Genomic DNA, 22,062 nt, shown 5'->3' with positions numbered 1-22,062 from the left:
GAGGCAAACCTTATGAGAAGAGATATGGATTTTTGTATTGATCTTTTAGAAGGTTTTTCGAAAGGTTACTTCAAGTCATCTTTTCAATTACGAGATATGGATGACAAGTTTTATCTGTACCAATTAGAGTTACTAAGGGATGCAAATCTAGTTGATTATGATTTACTCGACATATCCGGAGGCTACGGCTTAAAATATTGTCCAAAATTAACCTGGGAAGGAAATGACTTTCTGGAGTTAGTGGAGAATGATACTATTCTAAATAAAACTAAAGAGGTTGCAAAGGCTAAAGGTATAGAGTTATTCAGTTTGCCCATTGACGTTATGAAAGCTTATTTAAAAATGCAAACTAACAACATACTTGGAATAGATTTATAAAAGCTTAATTATTGTTAGAACGTCCACACAGGCGTTCTTTTTTATTTGCTCATGAGTACATTTTGAATTATAGGAACATACAGAAGGTAGTTGCGCAATTGTGGGTGTGTACTTTTGGGTATGGGGTGGACTAAAAGGAGTAGATAACTACTCCTCTTTATCCCATCTATTAATAACAAAATCCTGTACGGTATCTTGCAATTTTTCCGCACCTACTTTCACCTCATCCACAAGATAAGAGAGGATAGCAGCCCATGACATGTGTTCGTCATATGGATTGCCAGCATTTATATATTTGAGAACCTTTTTTAGTTCCTTCATACGTTTTTCGTCCACATTTTCTTCTATATACTTCTTCGCAAATTCATTGATAAAATCCGCATCGCGAACTGTTGCATCCAATAATAACGCACAGACACGAGAAACGGAACAACCCATAGCATAGGCGATACCCTCTAAATCATTGTACATGCCTTGTGTAACCCGTGTGGATATTCTAATACCTTTACCACTCGCAGCGCGCTTAGCTACTGGTGTGCGGTTGTTATCCCCCATATAAAGAGAATTGCTGATCCTTACATCTCGCAAAAAGTGTTGCGCCAAATGATTCAGAGGTTTCTTTCGTTGAGATCCAGCTATCAATATTTCTTCTACTACATCTTTAATAGGCGTATCTGTTATAAAGGCTAGTCGGTAGATGCAATCTCGAAGTTCGGGGGAGACAGTTGGTTTGATATCCTTTTTCTTATCGTTCCGCACCTTCCTATTCCCTACCCTACTCATGCGCTCATCCTTTCATTTGTGATAGTTAACCCATGTACGCTGTTCTACCGTACCAGGGATATTAGAGCATATGTCGGGGTAGGGGAGAGGTATGCTTACTTTTTAGGCTTTGGTCTCTTTTTCAAGGGGATGCTGTACTTTTCCGCATTCTTAATGATCGCTTCTGCAATTTTAGTCGTATCTTTTTTAGTCATGTTTATCCCTCCTTGAATAGAGTGTGGACTGATTAGGAATATTTTATACCTTACGGACGTATAATGCATTACAAGCGCAATACAAAGCACCTGGATGTATTACCGGTGTACTACAAACGTCCAGATTTATTACATGCGTAATACACGAGGAGGTTTTTATATTGAGTAAATTAATCTTAGGCATTGATGCAGGTAACCACAAAGCTAAGGTTGCGGGTCCATATGGAACAGATTCATACCGTACTGCGATTTGCGATTGGTTTGAACGTGATATTGTGGAAGCTCACGGTGATGATGATATGGAATTTGATATAGATGGGCGTAAAGGATTTGCGGGCTCTATTGCAGTCTACGAAGATGAATTTGGGGGCGGTTCGATGTTCGGTGATACGAAGGCTCACGAAGACACGAAGATCCGCGTACTGTTGGCCATCTATCGTTACGGTAAAAAGTACGGCATTGATATAACGGATGTTAGCCTGGTAACGGGTCAGCCTATCATCTCCCACAAGAGTGCAGATAAACAACGCATACAGGATATGCTTACAGGACAACACAGCTTTACCGTCAATGGCGAGAGTGTAGTCTTTAATATAGTAGAGGTTGCTGTTGGCGCGGAAGGTTCCGGGGCGTTTTGGAGCGCGCCTGTTAGCGGTGTAACTCGTATTATTGATATAGGAAGCGGGACGGTCAATGCGGCTACGATCAACAATAAAAAATACATCAACAACGCGTCTGATACATTTAATTTCGGGATGGAGACAGTAAACAATAAAGAGGACTTGGCAAGCGTGGCCCGTGGAGTCATCCGTAACACGACTAAATTAAAGTGGGATCGTGCGGATGACGTCTTGGTGTGCGGTGGGATCGCAAAGGATATGTTACCTTATATCCAACAGCATTATGGTAACGCGGAATTGTTGCAGCCGACGCTACAAGAGGGCAATCACATCACCATATCTAGTCCGGTGTTTGCCAATGCAATCGGATTTTATCAACTCGCAAAGGGTGCGTTTGGATGACTCGAAAAGTAAAGACGATTAGTTTTAGTTTGGTGAGTGAGTACGATAGTCGATTGTTGGAGTATGCCGAAAGAGCAGAGCGGGGTAGTTTTAGTAAATATGTTAAACGGTTGATTGATGATGATATGCGAGGTGGTCAGCGTGTGGATGTAAAGCTTGCAGAAGTCGCTCCTGTAAATGTTCAGGTGGCTAATGATTCGGACGATATGAGTGGGTTCTTATAATTTTTGACAAAGAGGGACTCACAGCTCAAATTTAAGCCGTCATATTGGTAGACGCTTAGAGAATGAATCTCACTGTCCAAAATTGGTCTGTCAAAAAGATGTGCTCAATTTTGAGCAGGTTCATTTTAACTTCATATGTACTCGCTGCAGTAGATAAGCATGTATAACAAAAAATAGATAAAAAAAGGGCGCTAACCTATTTAAAGATTAGCGCGCTTAGTTTTATTGCAATCAAAGAACAGTCTCTTTGCGAAACCAACAATGGTTTCTTTCCTTATTTGTATTGTATTATAACCTGTTATGGTTTGCAACCATTTTCCTTAATGCATTAAAAAAAATACTCACTGAAGTGGATTTGTCATAATACTTAAGGTTTCTTTTGCTTCTTTCTAAAAACTCTTGTAAACTGACTTTGCGACTGTTAATTATGCCTTCGCTACAATAAGCTTTATGTAATTCAAATAAAGCCAGCATATCCATTATTGTTTTTATCTTCATTTGTTTAACGGTAATATTAATAGCTCGACCTTTTGCATAGAGGGACTGGGGGATAGTCATACCATAATTAGGATAAAGCTTGGAAATTACGGGTTCGCTGTGAGCACATTTATTTCTTATGTTTTTAACAAGTCGAATATATTGATTCGCTTTTTTGAATTCCACGTTTGCTTCTCTTCTAGCGTAATAAAAATCAACAAATGCAGAAAGTGAACCATAACTCATTAACTCTAAGCACACCCAAATCGGAGGATCATCATAGTATTTCTCGAATCCTTTTTTAAAAGATTTTACCCCTTCTTTTTCAAACATCACATTGCTAAAGACTCGATCTTTATCCCCGTATTCTGTTTTAAAAAAATCTAACATAATTTCATATCCGTCCTCATTAGTATGGTATGTTATGTCATCTAAAATACGGCATTTTATGGAGTGTTCAATATCTAAACACATATGTAAAAATATATATCTTATTCGCATGTCCAATGTTGCTAAGTCTGATAAAAAAGCGAATTCTATATTATACCTATTATCTTTATCATTTTTTTCATAGTTCTTCCTAAATGATCCAAGTTTGAAAAAGTAATTGTGATTTCTCATTACATTGATAGCTTCATCTGTATTAACAATATTAAACCTAATACCCATAGCTTGCATCTTTTTTATTAAGTCTTCATACGTAAGTAAGTCTTTTCTAGACATTATTATCCATTCTCCTTTCCTATCTTTTTACCATTATAACAGAAAAAGCTAAGTTCCAAATTTTGTAGCCCTAATTATATTCTTTTTAAACTGATTTGTAAGTACTTTTTCATTCAAAAAAAGCTTGAAGCATTAGTAGCTATAAACTTACACACATATAATTGTTCATGTTCATGTTCATGTTGAATATTGAGAGTGTTTAGTAGTAGGGAATTTATAAGGACTATGATAATTATGGGTTTCAGTGAGGTGTTTTAGCGTGGTGTCCTTGTAGTTTGGGCATTGGAGATAAGCAGTTTTTGTTGACAGTTTGTTGACACTATCCAGCTTTTTTAATCGTAAAGAATATAATGGAACGCAATATACCGCTCGCAAAAGCTTATGGGACAATGTTTATCATTCTATAAATTATACAAAAAATACAGACAGACGCTCTGGCAGTGCAAAGGTCAGGGGTTCGAGCCCCCTATGCTCCATTAAAATAAAGAAGGCAGTTCATTAGAGAAATCTCTAACGGACTGTCGTTTTTTTTATTCGAGACAGTACTAGTAAACCTATCTTCTCCTTCGCCATGCGTAATGAAACTATTTACTATTGTATAATTATTCACTGTAATGTATATTGAATACTATAGAAAGTAATCGTTATAAGATCTTGTCCAATATATGGAGTATACAAGCAAACGTATACATATACTTGTAGACAGTTGGTAGGCCGTATCTTATAATTGTATTAATTTAGAATATTTATACTAGTAAAGAGAGAGAAGGGGAAATGTATGAAGAAGATGTTTACAGCATTATTGCTAATCCTAGTATTGGTCGTTGCGGGATGTAGCAGTAACGATGGAGGGGCAGGCTCAACAGAGAAGTCCACGTTGAAGAATATTAAAGACAACAAAAAATTGGTGGTTGGAATTGCACCAGGTTATTTCCCTTTTGAAATGAAAAGCATTGAAGGCGGTTATGTCGGGTATGATATCGATCTAGCAAACGCAGTGGGTGAAGCGTTAAATACGGAAGTAGAGTTTAAACAATTCGTATTTGATGGCTTAGGACCGGCTTTGCAAATAGGTGAGGTAGATATGGTCATCGCAGGTATGACGATTCGTGGGGATCGTGCATTATCCATTAGCATGTCCAATCCTTACTATAAAACAGGTCAGGCGATCATGGTGCCAGCTGCGAATAAGGGTATCAAATCATGGGAAGAGCTTGACGTCAAGGGGAATAAAATTGCGGTAGGTATCGGGACTACGGGCGCATTGCTTGCGAAGTCTCAGTTCAAAAATGCGGAGGTAGTAGACTTCGAGGATTTCCCGTTAGCAGCTACGACAATGGGTTCAGGACAGGCTGATGCCGTTGTGTATGATGAACCTGCCATTGCTGTTTGGCGTTTGGAACATGAAGGAGAAGTTCATCAAGTAGAAGGTTTGATGTCTGCTGAGAATCTCGGAATTGCAGTAAAGAAAAATGATTTTGAAACGATTCAATGGTTGAATTCATTCTTGCACAGCTATGTTGACAGCCCGGAAGAACTAGCATCAAGAAGTCGTTGGTTTGAAGAAAGCGACTGGCTAGATAAGGTTTCGGGAGAATAATATGGGCGGCTATGAATATGACTTCAGTGTAATATCGCAAAATATGGATATCTTTATTGAAGGGGCGCTGAAAACTCTTGAAATTTCAGCGATCGCATTATTGCTGGCTATTCCGATGGGGATTATTATCGGAATGGGTAGGATTTCCCGCAATAGATTCATCCGTATTCTTTCCTCAGCCTATGTAGAAGTCATGCGCGGCGTGCCGTTGCTTGTACTATTGATTTGGATTTTCTTTGTACTCGGTCAATTTTTAAAGCTCGGTTCTTATTGGGCATCAATTATTGGTTTGGCTGTTTTTACCGCAGCATTCATTGCAGAAATAGTTCGTTCAGGAATACAAGGTGTGCCAAGAGGTCAGATGGAGGCGGCTCGTTCGTCAGGTATGACCTACTGGCAGGCGATGCGTTTGATCGTTTTGCCACAAGCTTTCCGAAGAGTTCTACCGCCACTTGCTTCACAATTCATCATGCTAATTAAAGACTCCTCTTTGATTTCGGTCATCGGTGCGACGGAATTGACGTTGAACGCGAAGAATCTCGTGGCCACTAGTATGCGTTCCATAGAAGTATGGACATTCATCGGTTTTGTTTACTTTGCCATGACGTTCACGTTATCCATGATCATTCGTGCGATCGAACAAAAGTTATTAGCGAGAGAAAATTCATGAAGCTTGACGTGAAGGAGTGCCAGAAATGATTTCTATTAAACACGTAAATAAAACATTCGGTATGAACCAAGTGCTGACAGATGTCTCGCTTGAAGTACCTAAATCACACGTTGTGGCCATCATTGGCCCAAGTGGAGCAGGGAAGTCTACATTAATTCGTACGATCAATGCGCTCGAACCTATCGATGACGGAGAAATTGTAGTAGATGGCGTTTCCATACACGATAGAAAAGTGAATATTAACAAAGCGCGTTCTGAAATCGGATTCGTGTTCCAAAGCTTTAATCTCTATCCTTTCCTTACAGCGTTGCAAAATGTCACGCTTGCACCTATCAATGTAAAAGGACTAAGCAAAAGCGCTGCGGAAACGCGAGGGAAGGAGTTGCTGACTTCACTAGGTCTTGGCGATAAATTTGACGCGTATCCGAATCGGTTATCAGGCGGTCAGCAACAACGTGTCGCGATAGCGCGTGCGCTCGCAATGGATCCGCAAGTGATGCTTTTCGATGAGCCGACTTCCGCACTCGATCCCGAGATGGTCACCGAAGTTCTCGATGCCATCCGAAAACTGGCTGAAAGTGGTATGACGATGGTCGTCGTGACACATGAAATGGGCTTCGCCAAAGAAATTTGTGACGAGATCATCTTCATGGCAGACGGAAAAGTCGTGGAACAGGCATCACCTGCCAAGTTCTTCACGAATCCCGATTCCGAACGCGCCCAGAATTTTTTATCGAAAGTATTACATCACTAATTGAACGTCCCTCGTTGTCATATGATATGGCAAGGAGGGATTTTTTTGTACAATCGACAAGCGGCAGTAGACTATGCAGACACTTGGTGGAATAGCAGAAACCCTGCCTTCCCCAGTTTTGAAGATGACTGTACGAATTTTATTTCACAATGTCTGTTGGCGGGTGGAGCACCGATGCATGGACAACCAAACCGCGAAAAGGGTTGGTGGATGCGTAAAGGTACGTGGAGCTTCAGTTATACCGTCGCTCACTCAATGCGATGGTACTTAGCGACTTCTACAAAAGGACTGACTGCAACTCAAGTAAAAACTCCCCAAGAATTGCAGCTAGGCGATATCATTTCGTATGACTTCCATGGAGACGGGCGTTTCGACCATACGACGATTGTAACTGCCAAGGACGGAGATATGCCGCTCGTCAATGCCCATACGTATAACGCATATCACCGCACGTGGGATTATAAGGACTCCTATGCTTACTCGCCAAATGCGAAGTATATCTTTTTTAAAATTAATGATCATTTCTCATAATTATCCAGTTCTGCATCAAAGTGTTTCTCATAGCCTCTAGCAACAGACTACCAAGTTAGGGTATAATGAAAAATAGATACTTATTGCAAAGGAGAAGGTTGAGTGTGAATGAACAAGCATTATCGGTAAGAGAGGCCATTGTTACACGGCGCTCTATTAAGAATTTTAACGGACAACCGATCGAACCAGAGATCATTCCAGAAATTATAGAAGATGCCGTTTGGGCTCCAAACCACGGAAACCGGAATCCTTGGCGATTGATCGTAGCGACAGGTGAACAGTATGAACAGCTTTTGGACGTCTTGAAGGAGTTCGGTGTAGCAAATTGGAAACAGCTTTCTGCTGAGGATCTTGAAAAACAAATGAAGAAGTTCTCGACTGCCGGTGCAGCTGTTTTCGTCATCGTACCTGAAGATGTACGCCAAAAAGAACGGCTGGAGGATTACGCAGCAGCTAGCACGCTAATTCAAAATATTCAATTGCTTGCTTGGGATAAAGGAATTGGTACTTGTTGGAAGACGCCACCGTTCATCGATCACCCGAAATTCCGCGAGCGTTTAGGCGTAGAGGCGGGCGAACGCATCATCAGCATGTTGCAGTTCGGCTATTTCGATACGTCACCGAAAGCCTCACCACGTAAGCCGGTAGAAGAAATCATTACGTACTTTGGAAGTAGTGAGGACGAAGAAGAGGAATCTTGAGAGTGGTAAAGTGCCATTCTTCATGTGGATATACGAATAAAATACAAAACAGGCTACCCCATTTGTGGAGTAGCCTGTTTCTTGTATGTGAGAAGGGAGAAGCGCTCAATGGACTCACGCATCCGCTCTATGCAACGTCACGAGCGCTCAATGGACTCACGCGTCCGCTCTATGCAACGCCACGAGTGCTCAATGGACTCACGCGTCCGCTCTATGCAACGCCACGAGCGCTCAATGCACGCAAGCAACCGCTCTATCAACCCATCTATCCGCTCGCAAATCATAGCCCTAGTTTTTCGATCTCTCCATAATAATTACTGATAACACGCAGTCCTTTATCGAAATTCTCCAAATGGAAGTGTTCATTCGGTGCGTGGAAGTTTTCTGTATCCAGTCCGAAGCCCATCAAAACGACAGGTATATTTAGGATTTCATCGAATGCAGCGACGATGGGTATGGAGCCGCCACCGCGTGTATAGACGGTAGGTACGCCGTATACTTGCTCGTACGCTCTGCCAGCCGCTTGGATGACTTCGTGATCGTATGGAGTTAAATAAGGTTTACCTTTATCAAATTCAGTAACCGTCACTTCACATCCGACTGGTTCGTGTTTCGCGATGTGCGCGCGTAGTTTTTCTATGATTTCATCCGGCTCTTGATCAGGGACTAGACGGCATGTGATTTTCGCTCCGGCCTCGGAAGGAAGGACGGTTTTGATACCTTCTCCTGAAAATCCGCCGAATACACCGTTAATTTCGAGTGTAGGGCGAGCCCATGTACGTTCTGTGTACGTGTAGCCTGGCTCGCCAGTGAGTTCTTTGACACCGACTTCTTTTTTCACTGCTTCTTTATCGAAGTCGAGAGCAGCCCAACCCGCGCGCTCCTCTTCTGTTAGATCGCGAACTTGATCATAGAATCCGTCGATTGCGATAGTTCCTTCGGCATCACGGAATGAAGCCAAGATTTCGACGAGTGCGTGGATTGGATTTTGAACACCGCCACCATACAGTCCGGAGTGCAAGTCGCCTTTAGGACCTTTCACATCAATTTGTACGCCGGCTAAACCACGCAGTCCGTAGCAAATGGCGGGCTGCCCAGGTCCGTACATGCCTGTATCTGAAATGACGATGAAGTCTGCCGCTAGCTTGTCTTGATTATTTTGGATATATTCCTCGAGACTCGGGCTACCGATTTCTTCTTCTCCTTCAATAATTAGCTTGACGTTAACAGGTAGTTTTCCTTCAACATTCATCAGCGCCTCGATTGCTTTACTGTGCATAAACACTTGCCCTTTATCATCGCTTGCTCCGCGTGCATATAATTTATTATCACGGATTGTTGCTTCAAATGGAGGTGTTTCCCATAAGTGAAGCGGATCAACAGGTTGCACATCGTAGTGGCCGTAGATCAGGATGGTTGGCTGACCTTCAGCATGTAACCAGTCCGCATAGACAACGGGTTGTCCAGCTGTTTTTTCAATTGACACGTTTTCCAAACCGATTGTTTCGAATTCATTCGACAGCCATTCTGCTGCTTTTTGCATATCTGATTGATGTTCGGAAAGTGCACTGATGCTTGGAATTGCCAAGAAGCTCGTTAACTCTTCCAAGTGGCGGTCACGGTTGGTTGTGAAATAGTGATCCAATGCTTGTGATGAAGTCATGGTAAACCCTCTTTTCTTTGGATATTTTCTATATCACAGTATAGCAGAAATTCGTGAGGTATTAAGGTTTAGGCACTTACGGGTAAGGGAACTGAATGATAAAAGTATACGTCCTACCTGTATGTTGCATTAACGATTCAGTTTATATATGTGATATACTTATGAAATAAGAAATGTTGGATTCATGGCAATAACATATGATGAATGATGACAAATAAATGGAGAAACGTTGGAGGAGACGCAATTGTTTATTGCACTGGGACTATGTTTATTTTTGTCCTTCTTTTTATCGGGAAGTGAAACGGCGTTGACCGCTATCAATCGAATGAAAGTTCAATTGCGTGCGGATCAAGGAGACATTAAATCGATAAAATTACGAAAATTGATTTCCAAGCCGGACCGTATGATTACGGCCATATTAATTGGGAATAATGTTGCGAATATTTTGATGCCGACGATTGTGACGATGATTGCAATTGATAAAGGATTGAGTATTGGGTTACTGACAGGGATCTTAACGGTTATTTTGATTATATTCGGAGAGGTATTGCCGAAAACGATTGCTGCAACATTTGCGGATCGTATCGCGTATTTTGTAGCACCACCCATTTCGGTGCTCGTGAAGTTAATGATTCCATTGACGTTATTCCTATCATTGTTTACCAATTTCTTCGTTCGCTTAATTTCAAAAGGAACGGTGACGGAAGCCACTTTGACGAAGGAAGATGTGCGTTCCATGGTGGACATTGCATCTACTGAAGGTACATTCGGTCAGGATGAATCAATCCGTCTAAAGGGTATGCTAGATTTTCGGGATAAAGATGTTAGCGACGTAATGGAAACACACCGTACGGATATTATTTCATTGTCGATGGATTCTACGTATGAAGAAGTACGTGACGTCGTATTGCAGTATTTCTATACCCGCTATCCAGTATATGAAGAGAGTATCGACAAAGTGGTCGGTATTTTTTATTCCAAAATGTTGATTGAGTGGTCAATGTTTCCCGAGCGAACGTTTGCGGAGGTAATTGATCGCCAGCCTTTGTTCGTCGTGCAGACCGCAAGTGTAGAGCTTGTGTTTAAGCGTATGTTAACGCAAAAGAAACATATGGCGATTGTGCTAGATGAATATGGTGGGACACTTGGGATCGTCACACAGGAAGATATTATTGAAGAAATGATTGGACAGGATATAGAGGATGAAACGGACGTGGAGGAAGAGTCGATGGTCTTCGAAAAAGAAGAGAATCTTCTAGTCTGTCAAGGACGTTTAGAGATTGAAGACGTGATTGAACTACTCGATATAGAGTTACCTACCGATCACGATACTATCGGTGGATTTGTTTTTCAGGAAGTGGGTCATATCCCTGAAGAAGGCGAGAAGTTTAGTTATAATTCGTTGTTGTTTGAAATTGAAGAAATGGACAGAACGCGAATTTTGCGCCTAAAGATTACCAAGCAGGAACCAAAAGAAGAGGTCGTTGAAGCGTAGAGTTTGTCAAGTAACCTTACACAATTGTAAGGTTACTGAAAGAGAAAGCGATAGCTCGTAATGTGTGTGTCTATGATAATAAGGGTACCAGTTATAAAACGGAGGCTACTTATTATGAAAAACGACTTAAACGCATTATACGAAGAATATGGACGCTATATATATCATTTATGTCTTAAACTGACTCGCAATAAAGAAGAAGCAGAAGATCTCATGCAAGACGTATGGGTAAAAGTAGTGCGCTACAGCGGTGAAATGAGTGAAGTCAACCGTATGAAGGCTTGGTTGACAACGATTTGTATGAACACATTTCGCGACCGTTACAGAAAAAATGTACGACAGAGTCAATACGTGATGAATCAACCTGATACATTAGACGTTCCGATCTTAGATTTGGTTCCTAGTAATGCGAAAACACCTGCTGAGTTGATGGAGCAGAGCGATATTTCAGAGCTAGTGCAACAGAAAATCAGCGAGTTGGATGGTATTTACCGAAAAACGATTGAGTATTTCTATGTGAATCAATATTCGTTAGTAGAGATCGCAGGGTTGATGAGTGTGTCGATCGGCACTGTGAAGTCCCGCTTGTTCCGCGCGAAGAAGTACCTGAAAGAGTTGCTCGTACAAGACGAGGCAGCTGAAGAGTATGTTATGGCCTAAGCTCACACTTGCTGTGGGCTTTTTTTATGGGGTAAGAGGGGATTAAGTTCTAGGGCGTGTATGTTGAGAGTGAATTTGTAAGCACAAGGGGATTGAGGCTCCAGCTGGGGGCGCTTTCCGGAGGGCGTGGCTTGTTCAAATGCAACTTATAAAAGTGCATGCTCCTAACGCTACGCTTTTACTCGCAAATGCCGTCCTTCGCTACGGCATTCGCTGATCCTCCAGGGGTCGCTCCAACTTCCGCTTCCATCCTACGTGGATAATGGGGGTACTTTGAATTACTTACTGGAGATGGTGTGTTAATTATTGTTGCAAAGTGAGTAGGTAATACTTTTCGAAGACCTTTGAAGTTCAGATAGTAAGTAGTTTTGAACTTGAACTGTACTTGAATTTAAAATAAGTTCAAAAACAACACGAAGTCACACACTACCGGCAATGAGTGATCTATTTCTACCTACTATCTGGGTAGGATGGAAGCGGAAGCTAGCGGCGACTCCCGATGGATCAGCGAGAGCCTTGAGACCCCGCAGGGGAGGAGGCTCAAGCCGAGCCCATGGGAAAGCGTCCGCTAGCTGGAGCTTCCATCCCCTCACACTCACTAATTTACTAGCCACTCCAACACTCTTACTTTTGAACTTAAACATGTTCAATAGACAAGGGATTGTCGCGTAGGAGGGGCGAATCCCGCGGGAATAGCAATTACTTCTGCGATTAAAAGCGAAGCGTTAGGAGCACGTCTTTGCACTTAGCGGACGAGGAAGCTCAAGCCATGCCCGCAGGAAATCGTCCCCTCCGTAGCGCCAATCCCCACCCCAACCCCACAGCCAGCCGTTCTATATCCAAAACTTACAAAACAACCTCCATCAGCAATACTTGATGGAGGTTGTTCGTATTAATTCGTCGCTTCAGCAAGCTGTTTATTCAAATCCGCGAGACGCTCTTCCATTTTAGAAAGACGCAGCTCCGCGTTTTCAATCATCTTCACATGACCGGTCGACTCCAACTTCTCCATATCTCCTTGCAGGCTGATGTAGTCCATCTTAAGCTCCGCGATCTCTTGTTCCAACTGATCCTTTGTCATAAGGGAAAACTCCTATCATCTGTTTTCCCTTAGTGTAACATATCCTGCCTTGTACGTTTAGGGAACTCCAACAAATAACGGATCGCTTCAAGCACTTTTTCTTCACTATTCCCGATATCGTTCTGTAACTGCTTTTTGATCGCGCGTTCCTTACGTGCATCATGTAGCAATGGTTCCATGATCGCGTTCAGTAAGTTCGACTGAGTTACTTTACGACCGAGGCCGAGATGTGTAAAGCCGTTTCTCTCGGTTGGAAATCCGAGGTTTGATTCGAATTCGTTTTGGGCAAGTACAATACAAGGCACACCGATAACGGCTACTTCATATGGTGTATAACCCGCATCACACAGAATCATATCGGCTTTTGAGAACAGTTCTGCACGGTTGTCTGGGGCTTGTACGACTTTGGTGTTCGGTCGACTCAATGCCATCATTTGGATTTCACTCACATCATGTTTATAATTCTTTCCAAGCAGTACCAGTACGGATAAAGGAATTTGCAGTTGCTTTAAATGTCGCAAAGCCCGGAATGTGAGATTGCCCGGATCCTCATCGCCGAATGAAATGACGAGTTGCGAAGAAGACGGGGATTTTCTTTTTAAACCGGCATGCCGAAAAGATTGCAGTGACGCGTCTGCCATGTATGTCTGCGGCCCCACGATATAGTGCTCAGCATAGAGTTCCTGAGTTTCCGGATACAGCGTCTGGATCACCCAGTCTGCCAATTGTCCACCATCACCGAAATCGTCGAAATGTAAAATACTTGGTACTAGTTCATGAATTTTGGTCATTTCCTCTTTATAGCTTGGACCACTGTCACGAATCAAAAGATCAGGCTGAAGCTTACCTATTAATTTAATTAAGGAGGAAGGACCAATTACTTTATGGCACGTGAAATGTTCGCTTGGAACTGGCGTTTCTTGGTCGTATAAAAAGATGACTTGTGCTTCGTTTTTTAGAGTATTTGCCAGTAGTAGTGCACGTCGTAAAGGATAACTTCCTTTGCCTTCTGTTATGGAAAGATAGATCGCGATTGTTTTTTTGACTTGTTTTTCGATTGGAACCACCCTTTCTGAAACTACTTGTTCCCCTTACCCTATGAAAAATGGGAATAGTTTATTACAATGAGAAGAAAGCGATTTAGAAAGGTTTCAAAGAGGGAAGGAGGCGGCCTACCTGATGTTCAATTCGTTGGTTATGGATTTAATGTTGGTCGTGTTAATTGGTGTAGCGTCGCAATGGGTAGCGTGGCGTACAAGAATGCCAGCGATTGTCGTGATGGCAATTGCGGGACTACTAGTTGGACCGATTTTCGGTTTGATTAATCCGCAACAATCAATGGGGGATCTATATTCACCCATCATTACATTCGCAGTGGCTATTATCTTATTTGAAGGCAGTTTGAACCTCGATTTTAAAGAAATTAAAGGATTTGGACGTCCCGTTGCGAGAATCGTAACGTTCGGTGCATTTATTGCGTGGATTGCTGGTTCACTTGCGGCTCACTATATCGCAGGATTATCATGGGAAGTGGCATTCATTATTGGCGGCCTATTTATCGTCACAGGTCCTACTGTAATCTTGCCTTTACTTAGACAGGCGCGCTTAAAGCCCCGTGCGGCCGCAATATTAAAGTGGGAAGGAATCGTCGTTGATCCGTTCGGTGCACTTCTAGCCGTATTTGCATTTGAAGTCATCAAATTCGTCAATAGTGAAGTAACGGCCAAAGCGATGTTGCTGTTTTTTGGTGCTTCATTGTTCTCCGTACTTCTTGGTTGGGGAACGAGCCGGATTCTAGGCACAGCATTTGAAAAGGGCTGGGTACCGGAATATTTAAAAGCGCCAATCTTATTCGGCCTCGTGTTATTTGTCTTCGTATTATCGGATGAAATCATGCATGAGACTGGTTTATTGGCAGTCACAGCGATGGGGATGACGATGGCGAATATGCATTTGACTACTTTAGAAGACATTCGCAATTTCAAAGAGAATATTTCAGTATTGCTCATATCGGGAATATTCGTCATGTTGACGGCATCGTTAGATCCACATATTTTGATTGAAATATTGAATCCAAAAATTATTCTATACGTACTCGCGATGTTATTTGTCGTTAGGCCGCTATCGATATGGGTATCAACAATCGGCACGGATTTAACGAATCGTGAAAAAACACTCATCGGTTGGATTGCGCCACGGGGGATAGTGGCACTGACTGTATCAGGCTATTTTGCGACCATATTGCTTGAAAACGGTTATCAAGATGCGGAGCTTTTAACCGCGTTGACTTTCGCGCTCGTATTTGCGACTGTCATCTTACATGGCTTCTCGATTGGCTGGCTTGCCAAGAAACTGAATTTGGCCACGCCGATTGAATCGGGCGTAGTACTAATCGGCAGTACAAGATTCGTAGCGGAACTTGCGAAGAATATTAGTACTGCTGGTCACAAAGTTTTAGTTGTGGAAGACTCTTGGGGTGGCTTGTCTAATGCGCGAAAACTCAGCATACCAACGTTTAAGGGAGATATTTTATCCGAGCATACAGGCTATCACTTAGATTTAACGCCATACCGTTATATTTTGGCCATGACTAAGACGGATACCTATAACTCACACGTATGTGCCGATTTTACGCCAGATCTAGGAAGAGACTTACTGTTTCAAACGACCACACATAAACGAAGTGCAGATCAACAGTTCAACCTAGCGACAGGGCAATTCCTGTTCACACCGAACTTGACGATTCATGAACTGGATGAACGTATCAATCAAGGGCACGTATTCCGTAAGACGTTGTTGACGAAACAATATAGCTACACGCAGTACTTACGCGAGCGCGACGATCAATCAATATTGTTGTACATCATCCGTGCAAATGGAGACATGGAGTTCTACACGGCAGAGAAAGAACTGCAAGCACAAACGGGGGATACAATCGTAGCGCTTTCGACGTTAAACAAAACGATCGAGCGGACAATTGACCGACTGGAAGAAAAGAACGGCAAAGCAAGTGTACCGAAAGAAATCGTAGAGACAAAGTTCTTGGAAGATACACCCCAAGAAAAACCAGCGATTCCAGGAGAAACACCGCCGAAGATCATGAAAGATTGAGTGAATGGATGGGGATTGGATTGTGTTGCAATAGTGTGGGGGCTAGGGATTGGCGCTTCGGAGAGAACGCTTTCTTGAGCGCCCATCCTACGCGTCAATCCCTCGTAAGATGAGTGGTTAATACGTATTGTTGTACAGTAAAGTTAGAATTGTAATCGTTTATATATATATGAACCAAGCCATTAAACCTAAACAGGTTCAAGGGCTTTTCTAATTTGCATACTATCGATAGTGAAAGACTGGGACTCAAATTAGATCTGTCCTTGAACTTAACTAAGTTCGAAGGCGACACTAATTCACAATCTATCTACAATGACTGATTTACGTACTTACACTATCAACGTAGGATTGAAGCGGAAGCTGGGGCGACTCCGGGAGGATCAGCGTGAGTTCGAGACCCTGGACTGAGCTGAAAGCGAGGGAAGCGGCTCGGGCCACGCCCTCCGGAAAGCGTCCCCAGCTGGAGCTTCAATCCCATGCCCTAACTAACTAAACATACATTACAAACATCATTCGACCTTGAACTTCAGCACTTTCCACCACACACTACATCAACTAGTGTGCGGTGTTGTTTGATCACATATAAAAAAGGGTACTCTTACTACACATATTCCCATAACAAACACTAGTAAATATCGCCCGGCTCGCATATCCATATAGTATGAAATGCGTACCTAAAGGATAAAATGAAAATACCAATCCCGCGCGAATCCAATCTTTTGATGGATTGGCAGTTCACGCGCTACCGCGTAAACTAGTTATACTAGCTGTACATATCGAAAAATCCTATTCGGAGGTGGATACCATGAATGCTGTAATAGGGTTTGCGAACGCCGCCGAACAACTACAGCGGTATGATGCAATCCGGAAAATGAATGCTGAAAATGCTTATGAACGACAAACAGAATTTCGTGAACTAGCGCAAAAGACCAAAGATGAATTAGTCGCATTGCTGCGCGGAAACTCGCAACCAATTGAAAAACCGGAAGAAATGCAAACAGACTTCCAGAAGCTTGGTGCGGGACAGATGAAGAATATCTCGATTCCGCTCGGTAATAACTTGGATGAAACGATTGATTTGTGGCGTGAAGTCCGCAAAGAGGCATACTCTGAATCACCACCAACGACAGCGGATTATCAGCTAGCTAGTAATGCATCTGCGAAAATCACACAAGCTGAACTACAATTAGCGTTACATAATCGGGCCAAAACTATTCGTGATCTCATGAGTAGCGTTGACAGTACCGCAGCAACTAATAGACCGAATCGTATGCAACAACAATATAGTCATGCATTTACTCTCTATCAAGTACAAAATCAAGCCAGAATGAATCAGTACGACATGGATCAGCCACAAATGAATATCAGCATTTGATCTGATTCGTTTGAAAATGAAGCCCGTTTTGCTGGAATCCAGTGAAATGGGCTTTTTTCACATCATATATTCTGCTAGCTTTCTACTACATTGAAGAAAAGGGGAGTACTACTTATGTCAAAGAAAAAGTTGCCGAAAACCAACGCAATTCGCATCATCGAAAGCGAGAAGATTCCCCATGAAATCCACAGCTATCAAACGGATGACGGTCAGAATGACGGGGTTTCCGTTGCGAAAAAAACGAATGTATCGGTTTCTACTGTTTATAAAACGCTCGTTGCCATGGCAAGTAAAACAGACTTACTCGTCTTTATCATTCCCGTTTCGGATGAATTAGACTTGAAAAAAGCAGCGAAAACCGCAGGCTTTAAAAAAGTCGAAATGCTGCCTATGAAAGAATTGACGAAAGAAACGGGCTATGTCCGTGGCGGTTGTTCGCCAATCGGTATGAAACGTGAATTTCCGACATTTATTGACCAACAAGCTGAAACGCTCGACTATATGTATGTCAGTGCGGGCAAAGTCGGATTGCAAATGAAATTGTCACCACAAGACTTGGCACGGATTGCAAAAGCACAATTTAGTGATCTCGTAAAGTAAGTACATAGCAACTTTCTTGATTTCTGTTACAATGAATCCATGAGTACACTGATATTTTAGAAGAAAGAAGAATGTATATGCGTAATTTATTAGCTTGGCGATGGATATTTTTCATCGCGGGAATGATGATCATGTCGCTTGGCATCTCGTTGATGATTAAAGGTCAGCGGCTTGGGATTGCTCCGTGGGACGTGCTCCATCTCGGTTTGTATCAAAACTTCGGATTAACGATAGGATCATGGAGTATTATATCGGGTTTTGTTATCATTTCGGTGACATCGATTATTTTGAGGGAATGGCCGAGACTAGGTACATGGCTTAATATGTTGGTCATCGGATTATTTATCGACTTTTTCAACTGGCTTTTACCTGATGTGACTTCATTGACAGTGCAAATTATTTATTTCATCGCCGGTGTATTCGTCTTATCCTATGGGGTAGGGATATATGTATCACCGAATCTTGGGGCTGGACCTCGGGATAGCTTGATGCTGTTGTTTGTTGAAAAGTTTGGCTGGAGTCTTCGATTGGTACGGACCGCGATTGAAGCGATCGCCACACTTATCGGTTTCTTGCTTGGTGGACCTGTAGGGGTCGGTACATTGGTTGTTGTCCTATTCTCTGGTCAAATCATTCAAATTGCCTTACCACAATGTAAGAAAATGTTATTGAAGATCACTCATCAAACGGACGAAAAAGTTTTATTACACTATTAAGAAGCATAAGCCTACTCGGCTGTGCTTTTTTTATTTACCTATACATATGATGAAATGAAGAAAGAAAGGATGGTCAATATATACGGACATATTACAGAATATATGGGAACGGCTTATACAGGACAAGGCGTGCAACATAAGTATGAAGAGTTGCTCACGGAGTCAAAAAAGACGATATTTTTGAAGTGTTTGCCTACGCATTCCTTATCGCAAGTGCTCAATGACTTGGCGGTCTATTTTGTCAACAAGGGCTTTAGTGTGGATCGATTCATGAATCCTGGACATGTGGATAAAACCGATGCAATTTTCGTTGAAGGACTGGAACTTTTCATCTTGCAAGCATCCCATCCGGTTTCCTTCGAGCCGACAGATCTTGGTAACCGCCATAAAGTCTTTTGTTTTTATGACGTCTATCATCAAGATCAGCTACTCGGACGGCATGATGAGGTGAGTGCTTTGTTGAAAGAAGAGAAAACACGTTTTGGTCAGTCGTTGAAAGAGTTAAAACGGGCAAAAGCGATTCATGATGAATGGGAAGCAGTGAATATCGCACGCATGGATTGGCCCCGCCACGAAGAGATTACGGAAGAATTAAAGCGAGAATTATTTGGAACGATTGAACTAACGAAATCAGCTCATGTCTCGCATCGGATCGTCGGTTCATTATCATCTGGCAGCGCACATGATTTCATCCCGTCTATCACGAAACGTACAAAACGTCGCTTTTTGATCAAGGGATTACCGGGCACAGGCAAGTCGACGATGATGCGGGCGTTAGGAGACGAAGCGCAGCGACGTGGGTTAGATGTGTTATACGGTTGGTGTGGATTGGATCCCGCAAGTATCGACTTAGTACTGTTTCCTGAGTTATCGGTGTGCCTGTTCGATTCGACACAACCTCATGCCTACGACGCGGAAAGTCCGCGCGATGAATTAGTGGATATTGTGCCGTTATGTGCAGAAGATGAAGAAGCCGAGAGACAAATCGATGATATACGACACCGTTATCAAACGGTAATTAGAGAAGCAGGAAGTCAGATGCAAATCGCGGTACAATCACAAAATAACGTAAGAATCCAAATGGATCGTGCATTAAACGTGGAAGTGTTTGAAAAGAAGTTGCAGGATTTATATGCCTTTATTAAAGCGTTTGAAGAGAAGTGATTTTGTATAAGATACAAAAAAACCGCAGATTTGCGGTTTTTTACGTGAAATCATGAATATAAAACGCTTCGTTATATAACCAGTCAAGTGCATCTTTATCGTTTGCAGCCCATCGTTTTTCCATGTCGGGTAGCATCCAAACCGTCTGGGAGGCATGTGCACGTAAGGCGGCAATCTTTTTATCTGCTACGTCAGGTGTATGATGCACAACCTGCGGCTCACCAAGTTGGTTCAACGTGTCATTATCGAAGGCTTTCATGTACAGTACCGGTCGATTCGCTTCCGGCATGCGGCTCATCGCTTCAATCACAGCTACGCCCGTTGCGTTGTGATCGGGGTGTACAGCAAGCGTTGGGTGGAATGAGATGACCAATGAAGGATGTAATTCATCAATGAGGTCAGTCATCATTTTAACCAGTTTTTCTGGATCTTCAAATTCTATCGTTTTGTCGCGCAGTCCCATCATGCGTAAATCTGTCAATCCCATCGCATCACACGCATCTAGCAACTCTTGTTTACGGATTTGTGGTAGTGTTTCGCGGTTTGCGAAAGGAGGATTTCCTAGATTACGGCCCATTTCGCCTAGTGTCAAGCAAGCATACGTAACGGGTACGCCCATTTCAATATATTGTGCAATCGTTCCAGCGATGCCGAATGATTCATCATCAGGATGAGGGAATACAACGAGTACGTGTCGTTCTTTTTGCAACATCAAAAAATCTCCTTTCTTAATAAGTAAATGGTGTTTCGCTAATTTCAAGCGCTACCGCTAGTTTTCCATCAGGCCCGAGTCCCGCCATCAGTAAACGATTATGTTCGTCAACTGTATAGTGCGTGATCCCTTGTGCGTAAATCCAACCACTCGGCAATTTCAAACCGATACGGTGTGGAGATTCGCCCGTCACCTTACAAAGTTCGTAGCGAATAATGACATTACGAATAAATGCGCCGGCATTAAAAAATCCTTCTTGAAAATGAGAAGCATACGATCCATTTGTCGTTTCTAAATGTATGTAGACATCTTTATTGGCAAAGGAGTCCAGTAACTCCTGTAAATGTTTCACGTCAACCGTTTCCATACTCATCCTCCTAAATCTTGCAGGCATTACGCTGCAATCTTTCTATTTAGTATTATATAGATATTGCAGTTTGAATGCGATTAGACGGCTTATAAGTCAGGACTACATCTGACTTATAAGCATTCATTATACTTCCTGCAACTTTACATGTGGCACGTCGAACTGATTTTTCGCGCCGTGCATGACAGGTCCTACATACTCATTAAGCTTCCAACCGTGCGCAATGGCCGCTGTGACAAACTGCTTCGCTTGAATGACCGCGTCTTTGATCGGCAACCCGTTCGCCAAATTTGCTGTAATAGCAGCTGCAAATGTACAGCCCGCTCCGTGATTATGATAGGTATCGGATCTTTCTGATTTCAGTAACGTAAACGTCGAACCATCGTAAAACAAATCCACCGCTTCTTCATGATCGAGTTGTTTGCCGCCTTTAATCACGACATTACGAGCGCCGAGTTCATGAATTTTCTGCGCTGCCATTTTCATGTCATCTATTGTTTTCGGTGTTTTCATAGAAGCTAATTGTCCCGCTTCGAATAAATTTGGTGTGATGATTTCTGCTTTCGGTAGGAGATAGGTAATCATTGCATCCGTATTCCCAGGATTCAATACTTCATCCTCACCTTTACACACCATGACAGGGTCGATCACGACATGATCCAAACCAGATTCATCAATTGCCTGACCTGCCGTTCGAATGACTTCTTCTGTGCTCAACATGCCGGTTTTGATAGCATCAATTCCAGTAGATAACGCTGTTTTCAATTGGGCCTTTACGACATCAGTCGGCAATGAGTAGACATTATGTGACCAATTCTGATCGGGATCCATCGTGACAATCACTGTCACTGCCGTCATACCGTACGTACCGTGCTCTTGAAAAGTTTTTAAATCTGCTTGAATTCCTGCACCGCCTGATGTATCCGATCCTGCAATCGTCAAGGTTTTCTTTAATGACATAATAACTCTCTCCTTCGCATCCTACATTTTATTGTTACGTATAGTATACAACTAATTGTCGAAATACAAACAACTCAGGTATGATGAAAGTCTAGAAAGCT

General features: G+C 42.4%; 24 protein-coding genes. 16 read left to right on the top strand and 8 right to left on the bottom strand.

Annotated features, from left to right (window positions below; translation table 11 throughout):
• Window positions 1–12 precede the first annotated feature (12 nt).
• Window positions 13–378, top strand: a complete 366-nt coding sequence (locus CSV77_RS03580) for a DUF2513 domain-containing protein (protein WP_158232016.1) — start codon at window positions 13–15, stop codon at window positions 376–378.
• A 147-nt stretch (window positions 379–525) separates the two neighbouring features.
• Here the strand turns inward: CSV77_RS03580 and CSV77_RS03575 are convergent, their stop codons facing one another.
• Window positions 526–1,137 (bottom strand): hypothetical protein, encoded by a 612-nt coding sequence (locus CSV77_RS03575; RefSeq protein ID WP_144034652.1) that lies wholly within the window; start codon window positions 1,135–1,137, stop codon window positions 526–528.
• A gap of 379 nt (window positions 1,138–1,516) precedes the next feature.
• Here CSV77_RS03575 and CSV77_RS03570 point away from each other — a divergent pair, with 379 nt between their 5' ends.
• Together CSV77_RS03570 and CSV77_RS03565 are read left to right on the top strand one after the other, a co-directional pair.
• On the top strand, window positions 1,517–2,377 hold the full coding sequence (locus tag CSV77_RS03570) for a ParM/StbA family protein (protein ID WP_099672313.1): 861 nt from the start codon (window positions 1,517–1,519) through the stop codon (window positions 2,375–2,377).
• Entirely contained in the window at window positions 2,374–2,601 is a 228-nt protein-coding gene (locus CSV77_RS03565; RefSeq protein WP_099672312.1) for a hypothetical protein, read from the top strand. The genes CSV77_RS03570 and CSV77_RS03565 overlap by 4 nt, the downstream gene beginning before the upstream one ends.
• A 288-nt stretch (window positions 2,602–2,889) precedes the next feature.
• Here CSV77_RS03565 and CSV77_RS03560 read toward each other — a convergent pair whose 3' ends face one another.
• Window positions 2,890–3,801 (bottom strand): Abi family protein, encoded by a 912-nt coding sequence (locus CSV77_RS03560; RefSeq protein WP_099672311.1) that lies wholly within the window; start codon window positions 3,799–3,801, stop codon window positions 2,890–2,892.
• Between the two features lie 778 nt (window positions 3,802–4,579).
• Between CSV77_RS03560 and CSV77_RS03555 the strand changes: the two genes are divergently transcribed.
• From CSV77_RS03555 to CSV77_RS16850, 6 genes are all read left to right on the top strand, one after another.
• Window positions 4,580–5,401, top strand: a complete 822-nt coding sequence (locus tag CSV77_RS03555; protein ID WP_099672310.1) for a transporter substrate-binding domain-containing protein — start codon at window positions 4,580–4,582, stop codon at window positions 5,399–5,401.
• 1 nt (window position 5,402) lies between these two features.
• Window positions 5,403–6,071: an amino acid ABC transporter permease gene (locus CSV77_RS03550; protein ID WP_083034879.1), complete on the top strand. Its 669-nt coding sequence runs from the start codon at window positions 5,403–5,405 to the stop codon at window positions 6,069–6,071.
• 25 nt (window positions 6,072–6,096) lie between these two features.
• Window positions 6,097–6,825, top strand: a complete 729-nt coding sequence (locus CSV77_RS03545) for an amino acid ABC transporter ATP-binding protein (RefSeq protein WP_099632074.1) — start codon at window positions 6,097–6,099, stop codon at window positions 6,823–6,825.
• Window positions 6,826–6,870: 45 nt separating this feature from the next.
• Complete coding sequence (locus tag CSV77_RS03540; RefSeq protein WP_233212161.1) at window positions 6,871–7,356, top strand: amidase domain-containing protein; 486 nt, start codon at window positions 6,871–6,873, stop codon at window positions 7,354–7,356.
• A 104-nt stretch (window positions 7,357–7,460) separates the two neighbouring features.
• A complete protein-coding gene (locus tag CSV77_RS03535; RefSeq protein WP_099672309.1) occupies window positions 7,461–8,057 on the top strand; it encodes a nitroreductase family protein in 597 nt (198 codons plus the stop codon).
• A gap of 62 nt (window positions 8,058–8,119) precedes the next feature.
• On the top strand, window positions 8,120–8,368 hold the full coding sequence (locus CSV77_RS16850) for a hypothetical protein (RefSeq protein ID WP_158232014.1): 249 nt from the start codon (window positions 8,120–8,122) through the stop codon (window positions 8,366–8,368).
• On the opposite strand, the gene CSV77_RS03530 is transcribed toward CSV77_RS16850, so the two are convergent.
• On the bottom strand, window positions 8,338–9,720 hold the full coding sequence (locus CSV77_RS03530) for a dipeptidase (RefSeq protein ID WP_099672308.1): 1,383 nt from the start codon (window positions 9,718–9,720) through the stop codon (window positions 8,338–8,340). The genes CSV77_RS16850 and CSV77_RS03530 overlap by 31 nt on opposite strands.
• A gap of 244 nt (window positions 9,721–9,964) precedes the next feature.
• On the opposite strand from CSV77_RS03530, the gene CSV77_RS03525 reads away from it, so the two are divergent.
• Window positions 9,965–11,215 (top strand): hemolysin family protein, encoded by a 1,251-nt coding sequence (locus CSV77_RS03525; RefSeq protein WP_099632071.1) that lies wholly within the window; start codon window positions 9,965–9,967, stop codon window positions 11,213–11,215.
• Between the two features lie 114 nt (window positions 11,216–11,329).
• Window positions 11,330–11,875, top strand: a complete 546-nt coding sequence (locus CSV77_RS03520; RefSeq protein WP_099672307.1) for an RNA polymerase sigma factor — start codon at window positions 11,330–11,332, stop codon at window positions 11,873–11,875.
• Between the two features lie 892 nt (window positions 11,876–12,767).
• Here the strand turns inward: CSV77_RS03520 and CSV77_RS03510 are convergent.
• Entirely contained in the window at window positions 12,768–12,956 is a 189-nt protein-coding gene (locus CSV77_RS03510; RefSeq protein WP_029053516.1) for an SE1832 family protein, read from the bottom strand.
• A gap of 29 nt (window positions 12,957–12,985) precedes the next feature.
• On the bottom strand, window positions 12,986–14,023 hold the full coding sequence (locus tag CSV77_RS03505; protein WP_099672305.1) for a glycosyltransferase family protein: 1,038 nt from the start codon (window positions 14,021–14,023) through the stop codon (window positions 12,986–12,988).
• Between the two features lie 112 nt (window positions 14,024–14,135).
• Between CSV77_RS03505 and CSV77_RS03500 the strand changes: the two genes are divergently transcribed.
• From CSV77_RS03500 to CSV77_RS03480, 5 genes are all read left to right on the top strand, one after another.
• A complete protein-coding gene (locus CSV77_RS03500; RefSeq protein ID WP_099672304.1) occupies window positions 14,136–16,067 on the top strand; it encodes a cation:proton antiporter in 1,932 nt (643 codons plus the stop codon).
• An 805-nt stretch (window positions 16,068–16,872) separates the two neighbouring features.
• A complete protein-coding gene (locus CSV77_RS03495; RefSeq protein ID WP_099672303.1) occupies window positions 16,873–17,442 on the top strand; it encodes a hypothetical protein in 570 nt (189 codons plus the stop codon).
• Between the two features lie 114 nt (window positions 17,443–17,556).
• Window positions 17,557–18,042 (top strand): Cys-tRNA(Pro) deacylase, encoded by a 486-nt coding sequence (ybaK, locus tag CSV77_RS03490; RefSeq protein WP_099672302.1) that lies wholly within the window; start codon window positions 17,557–17,559, stop codon window positions 18,040–18,042.
• A 77-nt stretch (window positions 18,043–18,119) separates the two neighbouring features.
• Window positions 18,120–18,758, top strand: coding sequence for a YczE/YyaS/YitT family protein (locus tag CSV77_RS03485; RefSeq protein ID WP_099631351.1), 639 nt, complete (start codon window positions 18,120–18,122; stop codon window positions 18,756–18,758).
• A 54-nt stretch (window positions 18,759–18,812) separates the two neighbouring features.
• Window positions 18,813–19,922 carry a hypothetical protein gene (locus CSV77_RS03480; protein ID WP_158232013.1) on the top strand — a complete coding sequence of 370 codons (1,110 nt, stop codon included), beginning with the start codon at window positions 18,813–18,815 and terminating at the stop codon, window positions 19,920–19,922.
• A gap of 40 nt (window positions 19,923–19,962) precedes the next feature.
• Here CSV77_RS03480 and bshB2 read toward each other — a convergent pair whose 3' ends face one another.
• The 3 genes from bshB2 to thiD all read right to left on the bottom strand — a co-directional run bounded on the left by bshB2 (window position 19,963) and on the right by thiD (window position 21,961).
• Window positions 19,963–20,637, bottom strand: a complete 675-nt coding sequence (gene bshB2 / locus CSV77_RS03475) for a bacillithiol biosynthesis deacetylase BshB2 (RefSeq protein WP_099631198.1) — start codon at window positions 20,635–20,637, stop codon at window positions 19,963–19,965.
• A gap of 13 nt (window positions 20,638–20,650) precedes the next feature.
• Window positions 20,651–21,001 (bottom strand): YojF family protein, encoded by a 351-nt coding sequence (locus CSV77_RS03470; RefSeq protein ID WP_099672300.1) that lies wholly within the window; start codon window positions 20,999–21,001, stop codon window positions 20,651–20,653.
• A gap of 126 nt (window positions 21,002–21,127) precedes the next feature.
• A complete protein-coding gene (thiD, locus tag CSV77_RS03465; RefSeq protein ID WP_099672299.1) occupies window positions 21,128–21,961 on the bottom strand; it encodes a bifunctional hydroxymethylpyrimidine kinase/phosphomethylpyrimidine kinase in 834 nt (277 codons plus the stop codon).
• Between the last annotated feature and the right edge of the window lie 101 nt (window positions 21,962–22,062).

Source organism: Sporosarcina sp. P16b (genome assembly GCF_002743065.1).
Classification (GTDB): domain Bacteria; phylum Bacillota; class Bacilli; order Bacillales_A; family Planococcaceae; genus Sporosarcina.
This window is presented reverse-complemented; position numbering and strand designations above follow the sequence as displayed.

Coding starts and splice junctions, on each gene's coding strand:
- CSV77_RS03510 (WP_029053516.1), bottom strand. CDS start 12,956: ATGACAAAGGATCAGTTGGAACAAGAGATCGCGGAGCTTAAGATGGAC.
- CSV77_RS03485 (WP_099631351.1), top strand. CDS start 18,120: ATGCGTAATTTATTAGCTTGGCGATGGATATTTTTCATCGCGGGAATG.
- CSV77_RS03470 (WP_099672300.1), bottom strand. CDS start 21,001: ATGGAAACGGTTGACGTGAAACATTTACAGGAGTTACTGGACTCCTTT.
- CSV77_RS03495 (WP_099672303.1), top strand. CDS start 16,873: ATGAATGCTGTAATAGGGTTTGCGAACGCCGCCGAACAACTACAGCGG.
- CSV77_RS03500 (WP_099672304.1), top strand. CDS start 14,136: ATGTTCAATTCGTTGGTTATGGATTTAATGTTGGTCGTGTTAATTGGT.
- CSV77_RS03555 (WP_099672310.1), top strand. CDS start 4,580: ATGAAGAAGATGTTTACAGCATTATTGCTAATCCTAGTATTGGTCGTT.
- ybaK (WP_099672302.1), top strand. CDS start 17,557: ATGTCAAAGAAAAAGTTGCCGAAAACCAACGCAATTCGCATCATCGAA.
- thiD (WP_099672299.1), bottom strand. CDS start 21,961: ATGTCATTAAAGAAAACCTTGACGATTGCAGGATCGGATACATCAGGC.
- CSV77_RS03545 (WP_099632074.1), top strand. CDS start 6,097: ATGATTTCTATTAAACACGTAAATAAAACATTCGGTATGAACCAAGTG.
- CSV77_RS03560 (WP_099672311.1), bottom strand. CDS start 3,801: ATGTCTAGAAAAGACTTACTTACGTATGAAGACTTAATAAAAAAGATG.
- CSV77_RS03520 (WP_099672307.1), top strand. CDS start 11,330: ATGAAAAACGACTTAAACGCATTATACGAAGAATATGGACGCTATATA.
- CSV77_RS03480 (WP_158232013.1), top strand. CDS start 18,813: ATGAAGAAAGAAAGGATGGTCAATATATACGGACATATTACAGAATAT.
- CSV77_RS03530 (WP_099672308.1), bottom strand. CDS start 9,720: ATGACTTCATCACAAGCATTGGATCACTATTTCACAACCAACCGTGAC.
- CSV77_RS03580 (WP_158232016.1), top strand. CDS start 13: ATGAGAAGAGATATGGATTTTTGTATTGATCTTTTAGAAGGTTTTTCG.
- CSV77_RS03565 (WP_099672312.1), top strand. CDS start 2,374: ATGACTCGAAAAGTAAAGACGATTAGTTTTAGTTTGGTGAGTGAGTAC.
- CSV77_RS03550 (WP_083034879.1), top strand. CDS start 5,403: ATGGGCGGCTATGAATATGACTTCAGTGTAATATCGCAAAATATGGAT.